The organism is Lysinibacter cavernae, from assembly GCF_011758565.1.
Taxonomy (GTDB): Bacteria; Actinomycetota; Actinomycetes; order Actinomycetales; family Microbacteriaceae; genus Lysinibacter; species Lysinibacter cavernae.
In genome coordinates, this window is record NZ_JAAMOX010000001.1 from 1,112,398 (window position 1) to 1,126,332 (window position 13,935).

17 protein-coding genes are annotated in these 13,935 nt (G+C 61.4%); 10 read left to right on the forward strand and 7 right to left on the reverse strand.

What is annotated here, in order from left to right:
• Positions 1-54: 54 nt before the first annotated feature.
• Positions 55-510, reverse strand: a complete 456-nt coding sequence (locus FHX76_RS04960) for an SRPBCC domain-containing protein (RefSeq protein WP_167148480.1) — start codon at positions 508-510, stop codon at positions 55-57.
• Between the two features lie 41 nt (positions 511-551).
• Between FHX76_RS04960 and FHX76_RS04965 the strand changes: the two genes are divergently transcribed.
• From FHX76_RS04965 to FHX76_RS04995, 7 genes are all read left to right on the forward strand, one after another.
• Positions 552-1,424 (forward strand): helix-turn-helix domain-containing protein, encoded by an 873-nt coding sequence (locus tag FHX76_RS04965; RefSeq protein WP_167148482.1) that lies wholly within the window; start codon positions 552-554, stop codon positions 1,422-1,424.
• Positions 1,425-1,439: 15 nt separating this feature from the next.
• Positions 1,440-2,315 (forward strand): carbohydrate kinase family protein, encoded by an 876-nt coding sequence (locus FHX76_RS04970; protein WP_167148484.1) that lies wholly within the window; start codon positions 1,440-1,442, stop codon positions 2,313-2,315.
• Positions 2,308-3,972 (forward strand): alpha/beta hydrolase, encoded by a 1,665-nt coding sequence (locus FHX76_RS04975; protein WP_167148487.1) that lies wholly within the window; start codon positions 2,308-2,310, stop codon positions 3,970-3,972. The genes FHX76_RS04970 and FHX76_RS04975 overlap by 8 nt, the downstream gene beginning before the upstream one ends.
• Positions 3,973-4,063: 91 nt before the next feature.
• On the forward strand, positions 4,064-4,588 hold the full coding sequence (locus FHX76_RS04980) for a methylated-DNA--[protein]-cysteine S-methyltransferase (protein ID WP_167148489.1): 525 nt from the start codon (positions 4,064-4,066) through the stop codon (positions 4,586-4,588).
• Complete coding sequence (locus tag FHX76_RS04985; protein ID WP_167148491.1) at positions 4,588-5,085, forward strand: RNA polymerase sigma factor; 498 nt, start codon at positions 4,588-4,590, stop codon at positions 5,083-5,085. Before FHX76_RS04980 ends, FHX76_RS04985 begins: the two co-directional genes overlap by 1 nt.
• Positions 5,078-5,710 carry a methylated-DNA--[protein]-cysteine S-methyltransferase gene (locus FHX76_RS04990; RefSeq protein ID WP_167148493.1) on the forward strand — a complete coding sequence of 211 codons (633 nt, stop codon included), beginning with the start codon at positions 5,078-5,080 and terminating at the stop codon, positions 5,708-5,710. The genes FHX76_RS04985 and FHX76_RS04990 overlap by 8 nt, the downstream gene beginning before the upstream one ends.
• On the forward strand, positions 5,700-6,434 hold the full coding sequence (locus tag FHX76_RS04995; protein WP_167148495.1) for a DNA-3-methyladenine glycosylase I: 735 nt from the start codon (positions 5,700-5,702) through the stop codon (positions 6,432-6,434). Before FHX76_RS04990 ends, FHX76_RS04995 begins: the two co-directional genes overlap by 11 nt.
• 3 nt (positions 6,435-6,437) lie before the next feature.
• Here FHX76_RS04995 and FHX76_RS05000 read toward each other — a convergent pair whose 3' ends face one another.
• From FHX76_RS05000 to FHX76_RS05010, 3 genes are read right to left on the reverse strand one after another with little or no spacing between them, the layout of a single operon-like run.
• A complete protein-coding gene (locus FHX76_RS05000) occupies positions 6,438-7,616 on the reverse strand; it encodes an Rv2578c family radical SAM protein (RefSeq protein WP_167148497.1) in 1,179 nt (392 codons plus the stop codon).
• A gap of 35 nt (positions 7,617-7,651) precedes the next feature.
• On the reverse strand, positions 7,652-8,380 hold the full coding sequence (locus FHX76_RS05005) for a DNA-3-methyladenine glycosylase (RefSeq protein WP_386762599.1): 729 nt from the start codon (positions 8,378-8,380) through the stop codon (positions 7,652-7,654).
• On the reverse strand, positions 8,377-9,216 hold the full coding sequence (locus tag FHX76_RS05010; RefSeq protein ID WP_243848679.1) for an alpha/beta fold hydrolase: 840 nt from the start codon (positions 9,214-9,216) through the stop codon (positions 8,377-8,379). Before FHX76_RS05010 ends, FHX76_RS05005 begins: the two co-directional genes overlap by 4 nt.
• Positions 9,217-9,270: 54 nt before the next feature.
• Between FHX76_RS05010 and FHX76_RS05015 the strand changes: the two genes are divergently transcribed.
• A complete protein-coding gene (locus tag FHX76_RS05015) occupies positions 9,271-10,359 on the forward strand; it encodes a VanZ family protein (RefSeq protein ID WP_167148501.1) in 1,089 nt (362 codons plus the stop codon).
• Here FHX76_RS05015 and FHX76_RS05020 read toward each other — a convergent pair.
• The 3 genes from FHX76_RS05020 to FHX76_RS05030 all read right to left on the reverse strand — a co-directional run bounded on the left by FHX76_RS05020 (position 10,356) and on the right by FHX76_RS05030 (position 12,054).
• Positions 10,356-10,919 carry a shikimate kinase gene (locus FHX76_RS05020; protein WP_167148503.1) on the reverse strand — a complete coding sequence of 188 codons (564 nt, stop codon included), beginning with the start codon at positions 10,917-10,919 and terminating at the stop codon, positions 10,356-10,358. The two genes, FHX76_RS05015 and FHX76_RS05020, sit on opposite strands and share 4 nt — an antisense overlap.
• 116 nt (positions 10,920-11,035) lie before the next feature.
• Positions 11,036-11,614 carry an RES family NAD+ phosphorylase gene (locus FHX76_RS05025; RefSeq protein WP_167148505.1) on the reverse strand — a complete coding sequence of 193 codons (579 nt, stop codon included), beginning with the start codon at positions 11,612-11,614 and terminating at the stop codon, positions 11,036-11,038.
• A 20-nt stretch (positions 11,615-11,634) separates the two neighbouring features.
• Entirely contained in the window at positions 11,635-12,054 is a 420-nt protein-coding gene (locus FHX76_RS05030; RefSeq protein ID WP_167148508.1) for an antitoxin Xre/MbcA/ParS toxin-binding domain-containing protein, read from the reverse strand.
• Between the two features lie 224 nt (positions 12,055-12,278).
• On the opposite strand from FHX76_RS05030, the gene FHX76_RS16835 reads away from it, so the two are divergent.
• Positions 12,279-12,341 carry a putative leader peptide gene (locus FHX76_RS16835; protein ID WP_386762671.1) on the forward strand — a complete coding sequence of 21 codons (63 nt, stop codon included), beginning with the start codon at positions 12,279-12,281 and terminating at the stop codon, positions 12,339-12,341.
• A 160-nt stretch (positions 12,342-12,501) separates the two neighbouring features.
• Positions 12,502-13,923 (forward strand): dicarboxylate/amino acid:cation symporter, encoded by a 1,422-nt coding sequence (locus FHX76_RS05035; RefSeq protein WP_208402440.1) that lies wholly within the window; start codon positions 12,502-12,504, stop codon positions 13,921-13,923.
• The last annotated feature ends 12 nt before the right edge of the window (positions 13,924-13,935 follow it).

Sequence of the window (13,935 nt, forward strand, 5' to 3'; positions counted from 1 at the left end):
TGCACCAGTGGCCAACTCGACAAGATTCGCCGCTGGTAGCCGCAGGAACAGGCCCTATTCCTCGAAGGAGAAGGCGTTGCCCGTCTCGATATACGACTTCACGCTTCCGAACAACAGCGGCCACGTTGATTTGGTTTCCTCGTAGCCGGGATGCCCATCGCTCCAGTTGTCATTCACAACCGTCAGGGTCGAGATATGACTTGTCACAGGCGCGATGGTAAAGGTCATGCGACTCGTTCGTTCTTCGCCCTCAGGGTTATATGACGGTCCGGGACGTTCCGTCATCACCAATCGTTCGGACGGAACAGCTTCGAGGATCTCGCCGGTGACGTGCACGGTCTGATCGCCGTCAGCCCCTGGCCCAACGTAGGCATACGGTTCGCCAGGCTGAAGCGACGTCTGGAGGGTGCAGCCCCACCAGACGGCCCGAACATCCTCATCGTTGATGAACGCCTGCCAGATTCGGTCTGGCGTTGCGGCAATATAAATGGTGTAGATAATTGGTTCCATACCGCTACGCTACGATCTCGGCACATCGTATTCTTGAACAAATGCGACAGAACTGGCACAAGACAGGCAAGGGGCTACTGACACCCGATCATGGGACCAGCCCGTTTTCGCTCACCCGAGTCGCCGCGCCCGATGACCTTGCCGACATCGTCGAAAACTTTTGGCTGCCGACCTGGGCGCTTCCGGATGATGAGGTCATTGAGCAGCGGATCATTCAGTATCCTGCCTTCAATCTCGTCGTCGAACCAGCGGAGTCTGCCCTCTACGGCGTGGTGACCGGTCTCTCAACCCGGCGCCTTGACGGCACCGGCTGGGCGGTCGGGGTACTGCTGCGTCCGGGAGCTGGGCCTGGCATCCTCAGCGCGCTCGGCCACTCTGGGCGTGCGCCGGCCACCGTGAACGAGGGCGCAGTTGCGCTGGAAACCGCTGACGGGGTCGCCCTCACGACGGCCATTCGCGCAGCCCATCCGCACCTCGACCATTGCATAGACCTCATGAACGCCTGGTTTCGCGCGAGAACAGAACTCCACAGCGTCGAGGTCCGCCGTGATCGCGAACGGGTGAATCGCATTGTGGATTTGGCCCGCGACGATCACAGCATGACACGGGTTGAGCTGCTCGCAGAACGAGAAGGATGCTCAACCAGGTCGCTACAGCGGCTCGTGCTCAGCCACATCGGGGTGAGTCCCAAATGGGTTATTAGCCGCTTCAGGCTGCAAGAAGCGGCACACCTGCTCAGAACGGATTCTACGGTGCATCTTGCCGACCTCGCGCTCAGCGTTGGGTACGCTGACCAATCGCATTTTACGAGAGACTTCGCCTCGGTCATTGGCGAGACGCCCCAGCACTATCGGACAAGCCACCGGTTGACAACAGCGGCAGCTCAATTCGCCGACGAACACAGCACGGATTAGGCTGAGAGCTACCTCATGACACAGTTCACAGCGTCCGGCGCGCAGCCGGCATCCACCAGCCCAAGTATGACCCTCGTCGGCGACGTGTGTATCGACGAAAACGTCATCGACGGAGTCCACTCACTCACGTGGGGCTCGTCGACCGCCTACATGTCGCATTACCTGCGACGGAATCACCACGTCGTGCCAACCATCGTGGCGTCCTATGCCGATGATTTTCTTCCCTTCGCGGATGGGCTCGTGCTCGCTGGTCCGGCGCGCAGCGGCGCAACGCTGCGCTACGAAAATATCGTTGTGGACGATCGCAGGGTTCAGTATTGCCACGGAGCCGAAGAGAACACGCCCCAGCCGCTGTGTGGAGACGCCAAGAACGCCATTTCGACCGCCGACGTTCTTGTCATCGCGCCGCTGACGCCGGCGCTACCGCACGACTACGTTGGCGAGGTGCTCAAGCTCGCCAAACCTGATGCGCTCACGATTCTCATGCCGCAGGGCTACATGCGCCGGTTTGATGAGAACGGCCTCGTTTCTCAGGGCGAATTTGTCAGCGCTGGTGAGCTTATTCGATTTGTCGACCTCGTTGTGTTCTCTGATGAGGATTATCCGGATGCCGTCGCTCAGGCACAGGCGTGGCATAGGGAATCCCCCTCAACCAGCTTCGTTGTCACCCAGAACAAGCATGGCGCAACGCTTGTTGATAGCTCGGGCCTGCGCTCCATCCCGACGCAACCCCTTGCGCCCGGCGAGCAGGTTTCCCCTGTCGGGGCCGGTGATATCTTTACCGCAGGCCTCGCCCTTGCGATGATGAACGGTCAGCCGATCGAGCAAGCAATCGCTACGGCCCACCGCTCGGTCGTGACCGTTCCTGCCGGCGTGAGCGGCGATGCATAGCTGGCTGCGCGCCCGTGTCAGTTTTACGGGCGTACTGCTCGCCAGCATCGCACTTGCGCTTTCGCTCACCCCCTCGCTCGTCCCCCGCACAGCCGTCCTCCAGGGACTCGTCGCTGGCATCAGCGTTGCCCTGGCGTATGGGTTGGGAAGCTGGCTCGGGCATGTCTCGACGGCTCTACCCCTTCTCCGATCTCTGCGCCTCGGCGCAACGTCACGCCGCTGGCTCTGGATCTCCCTTGGTATCGGACTCATACTCGCGACGCCCGTCCTCAGCTGGAGGAGTCTCGTGTGGCAGAACGATGTCCGCGCACACGTTGACATGCCGCCGCTCGGCGGTGTTGACATCGGGATGTTCCTGCTGAGCACGGTGGTTGTGGCGGCTGTGCTCTTTGGCATCGGAAACCTCATCGGGCGACTCAACCGCCTCCTCAACAAGCGCCTTGCTCGCAAGGTTGGTGCGCGTGTGAGCAAACCGCTCGGCGTGCTCGCAACCGGCGCCGCTGTGTGGCTTGTTGCGTACGGCGTGCTCGTGTTTGGTGTGCTCGGCGGCATCAACCTGATCTATGCGCAGCGAAACGCGGACGTCGACCCAGCAATTGCTGAACCGCTGTCAACATATCGGTCGGCCGGTGCAGAGTCAGCCGTGAATTGGGCCGATCTTGGCTCGTGGGGCCGAACATTCATCGGCGGCGGCCCGAGCAAGCTCGAAATCTCAGCAATAACCGAGCTGCCCGCCCGTGATCCCGTCCGCGTCTACGTTGGCGAGGCACAGGGCGAAACCCTCAAGGAGCGGGCCGCCATCGCAGTTAACGAGCTCAAACGAACGGGGGCTTTCGAACGGGCATCGTTGCTTGTTGCAACGCCAACCGGTTCTGGCTGGCTTGAACCACAGACCGTTGACGCCTTTGAATACGTCGGCAGTGGAGATACCGCCATAGTCTCAATGCAGTACGCCTTCACCCCCAGCTGGGTCTCATTCCTCTTTGACCAGGATCTCCCGGTTGCAGCGAGCACCGCGTTGTTCGACGCGGTGTATGCCGAGTGGGAGACGCTTCCAACGGATAGCCGTCCCCAACTGTTCTCGTACGGGCTCAGTCTCGGCTCGCACGGCGCGCAATCGGTCTTCTCAAGCGTGGACGAGGTGACCACACGCACGTCTGGTGCCGTCTACGTCGGAACGCCAAACGCAACCCCGCTCTGGAAATCCCTTAACCAAACACGAGACGAGGAAAGTCCGCTTTGGCAGCCCGTTCTTGATGACGGGTTGACCGTCCGCTGGCTCTCGCAACGAGGGGATTTCGACGCGCTGCCTGGCAAATGGGAACAGCCACGCGTTGCCTATCTACAGCATGCGACCGACCCCGTTACCTGGCTCAGCCCGACACTACTGTGGCAGGCCCCAGAATGGCTTGGCGACCAGCGGGCGCCTGATGTGAGCAGGTACATGCGGTGGATGCCAGGCATCACCGGCATCCAAGTGTTTGTTGATATGTTGCTTGGGGAAAGCGTCCCGGCCGGTCACGGTCACAACTACGGAGACGTGATCGTGGATGCCTGGACCAGCGTGACCCCGAATCCGGCGCTGAGCGACGCGGCGGTGGAGCGAATTCAGCGCATCCTCGAGTCCTATTCCCGGGGCGACGATTGGCTCACCTAAATGTTGAGAAGCGACCTCACATTTTGCCGTGCTGCAGCGTCTACAACAGTAAGACCGCTTTAGAGGTCATCCGCCAACCGAGGAGATCATCATGACCGATAGTGACCACCGCAGACATGCCGTCTATGAATCGTCTCTCGGCCCGCTCACGATGGTCGGCGGAGACGATGGTCTCGAAGCCATTTACTTTCCGGAGCACTGGACGAATCCAGATGCCACAACGTTTGGCGATCGTGTTCCGCTGGAGGAACTCCCCTGCGCCCGTCTTGCCGCAACGCAGCTCGGTGAATATCTCGATGGTCAGCGGCGCACATTTGACCTCAAACTCAACCCAACCGGCAACGAGTTTCAGCTCAGTGTCTGGGCAATTCTGCAAGAGATTCCCTATGGCTCAACGGTGACCTACGGGGACATCGCCAAGCAACTTGGCTCGGTGAATCTCGCACGTCGGGTGGGCGGTGCCGTTGGCAGCAATCCGCTCAGCATCATTGTGCCCTGCCATCGAGTTATTGGTAGCACCGGCAGCCTCACGGGCTACGCTGGCGGCCTTGAGCGCAAGCGGCACCTGCTGCAGCTTGAAGAACCTGGGGCAGACGAAAGTGGCAAACTGTTCTGATGGCAGGCATTCCGTTTGAGGTGGTGGTTCACGAGAACTCCCTCACGGTTCTTCGGGTCTGCCGGGCAGTTGTTGGCGTTCAGGATGCTGACGAGGCCTGGTCGGAAACCTTTCTTTCCGCTCTCCTCGCGTATCCGTCGCTTCCTGCCGATGCCAACGTTCAGGCTTGGCTCGTGACCATCGCCCATCGAAAGGCGATAGACATTCTTCGGGCGGCTTCACGTCGGGCATTGCCGGCCGAGCCATCGGAGTTTGCGCTGCTCCCTTCGGTGATTGGGAATCCGGACGCGCTTCCGCTCGATTTGCAGCGTTACGTAGCCGAGTTACCAGAGCGGCAACGCCTCGCCGTCGCTTATCACCACATCGCTGGGCTGCCGTACGCAGAGGTTGCGCAGCTTGTTGGCGGCTCTGAGGCCGCCGCACGCCGAGCCGGGGCCGACGGCGTGACCGCGCTCCGGCGCAGATTCTTGCAGGACGAGGGGGAAGACCATGAATGACCGTCGGATAGGCGACTCACTGCCGATCAGCGCAGACGAGTCGCGCACCCTCGAACGGTTGCAGGAACGATTGGCCCGTTCGGCGGCAGCTGATGACGCGCTTGATGTGAGCTATCGCAGCTACGACAGCCCAGTTGGCACGTTACTTCTCGCGGCAACCCCGCTCGGCCTGGTTCGTGTTGCCTTTGCGACGGAGGGGCACGACGCAGTGCTGTCATCGCTCTCAGAACGACTTGGCTCGCGGATCCTATCGTCGGTCACCGCGCTCTCCCGGTTTGAGTCGCTGGATGCCTCGGCTGCGCAGCTCGACGAGTACTTTGCCGGCCGACGCAAGTTTTTCACAGTGCCGCTAGATCGCCAGTTGTCCACCGGTTTTCGACGGTCCGTTCTCGAGTCCCTCACCCGCATAGAGTATGGGCACACGGCCAGTTACGGCCAGGTCGCCGCACTCGCTGGCAGTCCAAAGGCGTTCAGGGCAGTCGGCACCGCTTGCGCCACCAATCCGCTTCCCATCCTCGTTCCGTGTCACCGGGTGGTTCGCGGCGATGGCGGCCAAGGCGGATACCTCGGCGGTCCAGAGGCAAAACACACGCTACTGAGCTTGGAGGCACAGCATGAGCAATGAACAGAAGGCACCCGCGTTCGGTGAGCCGTCGTACGCCGACGGGGCAGGCACGACGGTCGGGGAAGACGTGACGGTCGGCGCAGATGTGACGGTCGCTGAGACGAATGAGCCGGCGACGGCAAGCAGCGCAGACAGCGCAACGGTGGTTGGTGCAGATGGGTTGGCCCGCCCGCCGTGGGCAGCGGTCGACCCCATGCTGCGCGAATACTACGATACGGAATGGGGCATGCCGGTACGCGATGAGCAGGGTCTCTTCGAGCGGCTCTGCCTCGAAGGCTTTCAGGCAGGGCTCTCTTGGGCCACAATCTTGCGGAAGCGGCCTGCTTTTCGACTCGCCTTTGATGATTTTGATCCCGACCTCGTGGCAACCTACGACGACCGAAAGGTTGAACGGCTCATGCAGGACACCGGGATCGTGCGCAACGGACAAAAAATCCGGGCAATGATCAATAACGCGCAGGCGACCATCGAGCTCCGGCAAGACGAAGGGCTCGTTGACTTTGTGTGGTCCTTTCGTCCGGCTACGACGCCGCGACCAACATCCATCGCCGAGATTCCAACAACCTCGCCCGAATCAGCCGAGCTCTCGAAGCAGCTGCGCAAACGAGGGTTCAAATTTGTTGGACCAACATCGATGTACGCGCTCATGGAGGCAATCGGAATGGTCGATACTCACCTCATGGACAGCCACCGACGAGCAACGTCTGGTGTCTGGGCCGCGTAGCCGCTAAAAAAGCGTGGGCTGCGGCCCGAGCTCAAGTGACGGAAACACTGGACCCTCTGAGCGGCCATCCACCTGAGACATCGGTGCGGGAAGCCCAGTTCGAGGCTCGCTCGTGGCAGGCAGCATCCGCACGCGGGAGCGGCGTGCGGCCTGGAGCGCCGAGCCCTCGGCGACCGCGGCCGAATCGAGGGCGCGCGAACGCACCCCACCGGTTGCCGGATCTTCGAGTCCGCGCCGCAGCCCGTGCGAGGCGATAAGCGGCTTGATACGTGCCGCGAGCCAGCGGCGATACCCCTCTGGCGCGTACGCAGCGGCACCGGGAAAGAGGCGGGCGTAGAGCCCGATGAGTTCGGGGTGAGTATGGCGCAGCCATTCCAAAAACCACGGTTTGACGCCTGGCCGAAGGTGCAGCGCCGTATACAACACGCTTGTGGCGCCGGCAGCTTTGATTCGGCTGAGAGCATCGTCGAGATGCTCGGCGCTGTCGGTGAGCCCCGGCAAGATCGGCATCATAAACACCGAACAGTTGAGACCGGCGTCGGTTGCGGCGCGCACCGTCGCGAGCCGCGCGGCTGCAGTTGGAGTGCCTGGTTCGATGGAGCGCTGCAGCTCAGGATCAAAGATGGCAATAGACATGGCGATATCGACAGGCACCTGCTGTGACGCCTCAACAAGTTTGGGAATATCTCGGCGCAAGAGCACGCCTTTTGTGAGCACCGACAGTGGGGTGCCTGAGCCAGCGAGCGCGTCGATGATGCCGGGCATGAGCTGATACTTGCCCTCAGCCCGCTGATACGGGTCAGTGTTGGTGCCAAGCGCAACGGGATGCCGACCCCACGATGCTTTACGCACCTCACGTTCCAAGACCTCAGCCACATTGACCTTCACCACGACCTGCGTATCAAAATCTTTGCCGGCATCAAAGTCGAGGTACGTGTGCGTTGGGCGGGCAAAGCAGTAGACGCACGCGTGAGAGCAGCCACGGTAGGGGTTGACGGTCCAGCCGAAGGGCATGCTCGACTGACCTGGGACTCGATTGAGCGCACTCTTTGCCAAAATCTCGTGGAAGGTGACCCCGGCAAATTCGGGCGTTTGCACGCTGCGGACCAGATTATTGAGGGTCGCGAGCCCCGGCAGCGCGTTGTCTTGCTCTGCTGTTGTTGACTGCGCATTCCATCTCATGAACCCATTCGAACATACATTCGAATGTTAAGCAATTATGACCGAGGTGAGCCTGGGCCCTTCGGAACATTCTTCCCTGGCCGATACGACGAAACGGTCGGGTCTCCTGCGATCCAGAACCGCCAAGGATACTCGAACGACCCGGCGGTTCCGCTCACCCCAACACGGGGACCAGAGGCGACAGCACCGCCAGCATTGGTCACATAAGCGGGGTCGAGCCGCACCGAAACGATGTCGCCAGCGATGGCATCCGTGCCGTTATGGATGTGATGGAACAGCCCAAGCGCCTGCGCCAGCCGGCCGGGCCCGCGTGCCAGGTCGCGGGGCGCGGCACCAGGTATCCGGCGAGCGCGTGCAATCTCAATGCCGTCAACGATCTCAGCCGCCCGCAAGAGCACTCCAGACGCCATACCCGCTGGAGAGCAGACGAGGTTGGCCGCACTGTGGATACCGTATGACTGATAGACGTAAACGTGTCCAGGTTCGCCAAACATGACCCTATTACGCGGAGTTTGGCCCATCCGTGCGTGCGAGCCGGGATCCGGGCGGCTTCCTGTGCCGAGCCCGTGATAGGCCTCTACCTCGGTGATCCGGGCAGTGACGGTCCCTTGCCCTTGGATGCGGGTCGTGACAAACGCCCCAAGCAGCTGCGGCGCAACAACAAGGGCGTCGCGTTCGAAAAACTCGCGATCGACGCCGATATGGCGATGGCGGTCGGCATTGACGACACGCTCGGCACCCGCATCCTGCTCGCGACGACTCACGAGCGCTGCCCCACCTCGGCGTGCTCGTGGAGAAACGGCCGGATAAGTTCAATAACGGGCTCGGCCGGTCCGAGCGTTGAGCCGTGGTTGCGCCCCTGCAAGACTTCGCAGCGAGCTCCCATCACCGTCGCGGCATGCACGGAGTGTTCGAGCCGAGGGTGGTCATGTTCGCCAACGATCCACAGCGCTGGAGTGTGGATACGCCTGAGCTCATCATCGCTCAGCCCAGGTTCGTCGTCGCTCCGCTCAAAGTAGGCTGCGAGCGCGAGTGGGTCGTTGCGCTCAAACACTCCCCTGGTTGAGGCGTCGAGCGGCCGCCCAGCGTGTTCTTGCCAGCCTTCGATAAACGCGCTCATCCCACCGACCCTCAGCGCTTCGAGATAATCAGGAAAAAAGAGTTTGCCAACTTGGCCACGCATCGGCGCGCTTGAACCGCCGAGCATGACGGCGCTCAAGAGCCGTTCGGGCGAGGCGGCAGCGAGCTCGAGGGCGAGGCGCGCGCCAACCGAGTAGCCGATGAGGTGCACTGGATGCCCGGGCGACACCGCATCAATCACGGCTTCAAGGTCACCAAGGAAGCGCTCGCGAGAGTAGCTGTCAACCGTGTGGGGTCGGTCGCTCTGCCCGTGCCCTCGCAGGTCGATAGTGGCAACTCGATATTCGTCGCGAAGGGCCCGCACGTAGCCAAGGCCACGCCAGCTGGCTTTGCTCAGGCCGGAACCATGCACAAAGAGGACGGTTTCGCGGTGGCGGGATGTTGCTTCTGCAGTACCGTCGTCGACTTCGTAGGCGATACGAACGTTGTCGCTTGGGTTACTCGCAAATCCTCTGGTCATGGTCACGATCCAAGGGTACCTGTCGTATCTGCGGACGCCAGTAGGCTTAATCCTGTGTCAGATCCAGTTGCCCCAGCCCTCATCGCCATTGTTCTTGGCGTTGGCCTCGCCATTGTGTTGCTCGTGCCGTTTGTGGCTGTGAGCTATCGCCGGAGGGGTAAGACGGGGGCCTGGTGGATGCTTGGCTGGTTCGCCCTGCTCGTCTACGTCGTCGCACTCTGGGCGTATACGCTGCTGCCGCTTCCCTCTGACAGCTACGCCTGCGTTGGCACCCAGCTCGTACCGTTTGCCTCGCTCGCCGACGCGCAAACGTACCCACACGCATCCATTGGCGAACTGCTTCGGAACCCGGCCATCCAACAGGTTGTACTCAACATCGCATTATTTGCGCCGCTCGGGTTTCTGCTGCGCAGCATGTTCCGCAGGGGCATCATCGTCGCCACCGTTGGCGGATTTGGTGCCTCGCTTCTGATCGAACTCACGCAGCTCACTGGCGTGTGGGGCATTTTCCCGTGCGCGTACCGGCTGTTCGATGTGGACGATCTCATGGCAAACACGCTCGGGGCCCTCATCGGATCACTCGTCGCCCTCGTCGTTGTCAGGCGAAGGAACACCTCACAGGTGGCTGCAACCCCGAGACCAGTCACGGCCGGCAGGCGTCTGCTTGGGATGCTGTGCGACGTGCTCATCGTTGGCATCCTCGGTTCGGTACTTGCCGTAGGCTTCCGCGCGGTCGAGTTGTATCTACTCGGCATCCCCTTTGACCGTCTCAACACGACGGTCGAGACCTGGCTCGCAGTTGGCGTCCCCCTCGCCGCGCAGCTCGCCTCGGTACTTATTACCGGCTCAACTCTTGGCGAGCACGTGGTACTCCTGAGGGGGCGCGCGGCCGGCCTTCCACCCGTTCTTGGCCGTCCCCTTCGCTTTGTCTTTGGGATTGGCGGCTACGGCATCCTGAGCGCGTCGCTTTTCCCGTCAAGCGCACTCTTGCTGGTTATCCTGTGTACGGCGACCCTCATCACGCTGTGGGCGTCAAAGAACCACAGGGGCCTCGCCTGCGTCCTCTCAGGGATGACGGTTGTTGATGCGCGTGGCACCATTGATGAAGACACCAGCGAGCAGGTTACGAAGCTGTCGAACTAACCCATAAGCGCGAGGCTGATGCGCTGAACCAGTTCGTCGACGGAACCGGTGCTCGCGTCAAACCGCAGCGTTGCACTCTCTTCATACAGGTGCCTGCGTTCGTCAGCAATACGCTGCCACTGGGCCGCAACATCGCCGGTCAGCAACGGGCGGTCCGGCTGACCAAGCAGCCGAGGCAGAACAAACTCGAGCTCCGTATCAAGCCACACAACAGTGTGCTTGGCAATCAACGCCCTGGTATCCGGGTTCAGGATTGCTCCGCCGCCAACCGAAAGCACGTATGGCCCGTCAAACGGCGGCCGAGCAAGAATATCGGCGACAATAATGGCCTCGCGTTCACGAAACGCAATCTCGCCGTGCTCGGCGAAAAATGCTGGAATGCTGCCAAATCGCTCAACAAACACGGCATCGCTGTCAACAAAACCGATATCACGGCTGTGCGCAAAGGCCTGGCCGATTGCGGATTTCCCGACACCAGTTGGGCCGATAAACACGATCGCTTTGTGGCGATCGTCAGATGGCTGAGAGCCGTTGTTGACGGTCGTGTCATTGATACTCATGGTGTGCTTCTTCCCGTGGGAGTCAAGCGAATCGTTGCGATGTTCTGCACGGGGACGACGCGCGCACGCGACCGCATCCCCCGCAAAACCCTAGCAGGGCCACGTGCCAAGCACTCCTACGGGCGAACCGGTCGAACGAGCGTCCTTGCGGCCTCGCGAACAGCGCTCGTCGCAAGATCGAGAGGTTCGACACCGGAAAGGCTCAGCGGCGACCGCTCGCTTCTTGGCACAAAGATCGCGATATTGGTCCACAACGGCGATTGAATCGACCACCAGGAAACGCCGGTCCAGGCGGTGGTGCCGTCCGCCTCACGCTCAGCAACGATGCGCTCGGCAACCCCGTGCGTGTAGCCACGGTTACGCGCAACAAGCTGGCTTGGCCGAATATTGCGTTTGGCGAGCTGGCTGGCGTCATCAAGATCAAGGATGCGCGTGGCATCCGGAAGCGAGAAGGTCGCGAGTGCTCGTCGCGCTCCTGGCAGGGGCGGAAACTCAAACATGCCCTCGCTCCACTGCGGGAGGTCGCCGAAGATTTCGCCGATCGCACCGTCTGGCGTTGTTGAGAGATACCACGTGTCGTAGAGCGTTGGGTTGTCCCAGCGCCCGGCACCCTGTGGGTGGTGGAGGTACGTTGGATGCCCAGGCTCGCCGATCTTGGCATTCGGAAGGTAGGGAACGACCCTATAGAGCTGCATAGTGAATCCGGTGTCTACGCCTAGGCGTAGGCGCCAGCCAGCGCGCCATCGAGCGCCTCGATTACTTCAGCAGCCCCGCTGCTGCGGAGCACGTCGATCGGCCGCGCCCCGCCGAGGAAGCTGTTGTGGCCTTCGAGCCACTGCAGCGCGACGGCCGGGGGCCAGACCTGTGATGCCCGAGCAAGCACGTAATCGAGATCGATGAGTTCGCGACCTGACTGCGGGCTCGGTACTTCTTTGCCGCTGCGCCAGCGACTCGGCTGGCTCGGCGATACGTTGAGGAGGTCGGCGAGTGCCTTGTTGCTGCCGAGGATGCCAATGAGAAACTCGGTGCGCTCCTGCGCGGCATGCAGTGGAAACACGTTGGTGGCGCGTGGCCTGACCGCGGTGACGGTTGCGAGGGGCTGCGACAAAGATGCCGACGTTCGTGAACTGGCCATACCAATAGGATACGCCCAACGATTTCATTGCGCAACGATTCCGTTGGGCAAGAAATGCGATTTTACGTGCGGTTTTTCCCAATTGACCAACCAAACACGCCCGCACACGCCCAAAGCCATCGAGCTCGGGCTCATGCCGCAAGCCACCGTTAACACCGTAACGCGGAAGAAATTCCCCGTAATATTGGTGTCCTTTCGCCGAGCGAATCCCCTAAACTAATCGAATGTCCGTTTACCTCACCTCTCGCCGCCACGTTGACCTCTGTCGACTGCGCAGCTCCTTGTGACCGGCTTTACGCCCGCTCACCGCAGTTAATTCTTGGCACAGATCCTGAGCCACGCTGCGACACCCTGAGCATCCGCTTCCTGCAACACCAGTACTGAGTCATCCCCCACACTCGGCATTATTTTGCGAGCCAACGACTCAATAAACGAAAGACACTCTTGATGACATCCTCATCGTCTGCTGCGCCGACCGCAGCCCAAAAGACACGCAAACTCCCCCGTTGGGCAACCTCCTTCGGCCCGCAGATCACCATCGCACTCGTGCTCGGCGTGATCGTTGGCCTCATCGCCCGCGAAATGGGCATGGACGGCGAAGGACCAAACTGGCTTACCGGCACACTCAGCACCATCGGCGGTGCCTACGTGTCGCTCCTCCAGGTCATGGTTGCCCCGCTCGTCTTCACCGCAGTCGTCAGCTCGATCTCAAATCTCAGTAAAGTCTCAAATGCAGCCCGCCTTGCCACGCAGACCATCATCTGGTTTGCCATCACGGCGCTCATCGCTGTCGCCATCGGAATCGCCATCGGCATCATCGCCCAGCCTGGAGGCAGCGCCTCTGTTGAGATGTCAGATGCGGCGGCGCCGTCAAAGACCGGTTCGTGGTGGGCCTTCTTCACGAGCCTCGTGCCTCAGAACATCCTCGGACTCGGCGCCTCAACTATGGTGACCGAAACGGACGGCATTCTTGCGGGAACCACAAGCCTCCGAGTCAACGTTCTCCAGCTGCTTGTCATCGCCATTGCCATCGGCATCGCGGCCCTCAAGGTTGGCGAAAAAGCCCAGCCGTTCCTTCGCCTCAACGAGTCAGCCCTCGCGGTTGTGCAGAAGGTTCTCTGGTGGGTCATCCGCCTCGCCCCCATCGGAACGCTTGCGCTGATCGGAAACGCCGTTGCCAGCTACGGATGGGAAGCGCTCGGCAAGCTCGGCGTCTTCAGCATCTCCATCTACGTTGGTCTCGCCATTGTCATGTTTGTGGTCTACCCACTGCTCGCCCGCGTGCACGGCCTGTCAATCGGAAGGTTCTTCTCCGGCGTATGGCCTGCCGTGCAGCTCGGATTCGTCTCGCGCTCGTCGCTCGGAACCCTTCCGCTCACGCAGCGCGTCACCGAACGCAACCTTGGCGTTCCGCGTGAGTACGCATCCTTCGCCGTGCCCCTCGGCGCCACAACAAAGATGGACGGCTGCGCCGCGATCTACCCGGCAATCGCCGCGATCTTCATCGCCCAGTTCTACGGCATTGATCTCACGATCTCGCAGTACCTGCTCATCGCGCTCGTCTCGGTGCTCGGCTCGACCGCAACCGCAGGCACCACGGGAGCAACCGTGATGCTCACGCTGACCCTGTCAACGGTCGGCCTCCCCCTTGAGGGCGTTGGACTCCTGCTCGCGGTTGAGCCCATCATCGACATGGGACGCACCGCACTCAACGTCGCCGGCCAGGCGCTCGTCCCAACGATCGTGGCAAAGCGTGAGGGCATCCTCAACGAAGAGCTCTACAACGCTCCCCGCAACGGCAACCCGTTTGCCGATGAGGACCTCATCCACGAGGCAGACCCAACCGAGCACGAGCCAGCGGCTCGCTAGCCGGACGCTGCT

Excerpts from the sequence above, each read along its gene's own strand:
- FHX76_RS04990 (WP_167148493.1), top strand. The coding sequence starts at position 5,078 with ATGAATGACCGTCGGATAGGCGACTCACTGCCGATCAGCGCAGACGAG.
- FHX76_RS05020 (WP_167148503.1), bottom strand. The coding sequence starts at position 10,919 with ATGAGTATCAATGACACGACCGTCAACAACGGCTCTCAGCCATCTGAC.
- FHX76_RS04995 (WP_167148495.1), top strand. The coding sequence starts at position 5,700 with ATGAGCAATGAACAGAAGGCACCCGCGTTCGGTGAGCCGTCGTACGCC.
- FHX76_RS04975 (WP_167148487.1), top strand. The coding sequence starts at position 2,308 with ATGCATAGCTGGCTGCGCGCCCGTGTCAGTTTTACGGGCGTACTGCTC.
- FHX76_RS04965 (WP_167148482.1), top strand. The coding sequence starts at position 552 with ATGCGACAGAACTGGCACAAGACAGGCAAGGGGCTACTGACACCCGAT.
- FHX76_RS04970 (WP_167148484.1), top strand. The coding sequence starts at position 1,440 with ATGACACAGTTCACAGCGTCCGGCGCGCAGCCGGCATCCACCAGCCCA.
- FHX76_RS04985 (WP_167148491.1), top strand. The coding sequence starts at position 4,588 with ATGGCAGGCATTCCGTTTGAGGTGGTGGTTCACGAGAACTCCCTCACG.
- FHX76_RS05030 (WP_167148508.1), bottom strand. The coding sequence starts at position 12,054 with ATGGCCAGTTCACGAACGTCGGCATCTTTGTCGCAGCCCCTCGCAACC.
- FHX76_RS05010 (WP_243848679.1), bottom strand. The coding sequence starts at position 9,216 with ATGACCAGAGGATTTGCGAGTAACCCAAGCGACAACGTTCGTATCGCC.
- FHX76_RS05025 (WP_167148505.1), bottom strand. The coding sequence starts at position 11,614 with ATGCAGCTCTATAGGGTCGTTCCCTACCTTCCGAATGCCAAGATCGGC.
- FHX76_RS05000 (WP_167148497.1), bottom strand. The coding sequence starts at position 7,616 with ATGAGATGGAATGCGCAGTCAACAACAGCAGAGCAAGACAACGCGCTG.
- FHX76_RS04960 (WP_167148480.1), bottom strand. The coding sequence starts at position 510 with ATGGAACCAATTATCTACACCATTTATATTGCCGCAACGCCAGACCGA.
- FHX76_RS04980 (WP_167148489.1), top strand. The coding sequence starts at position 4,064 with ATGACCGATAGTGACCACCGCAGACATGCCGTCTATGAATCGTCTCTC.
- FHX76_RS05035 (WP_208402440.1), top strand. The coding sequence starts at position 12,502 with ATGACATCCTCATCGTCTGCTGCGCCGACCGCAGCCCAAAAGACACGC.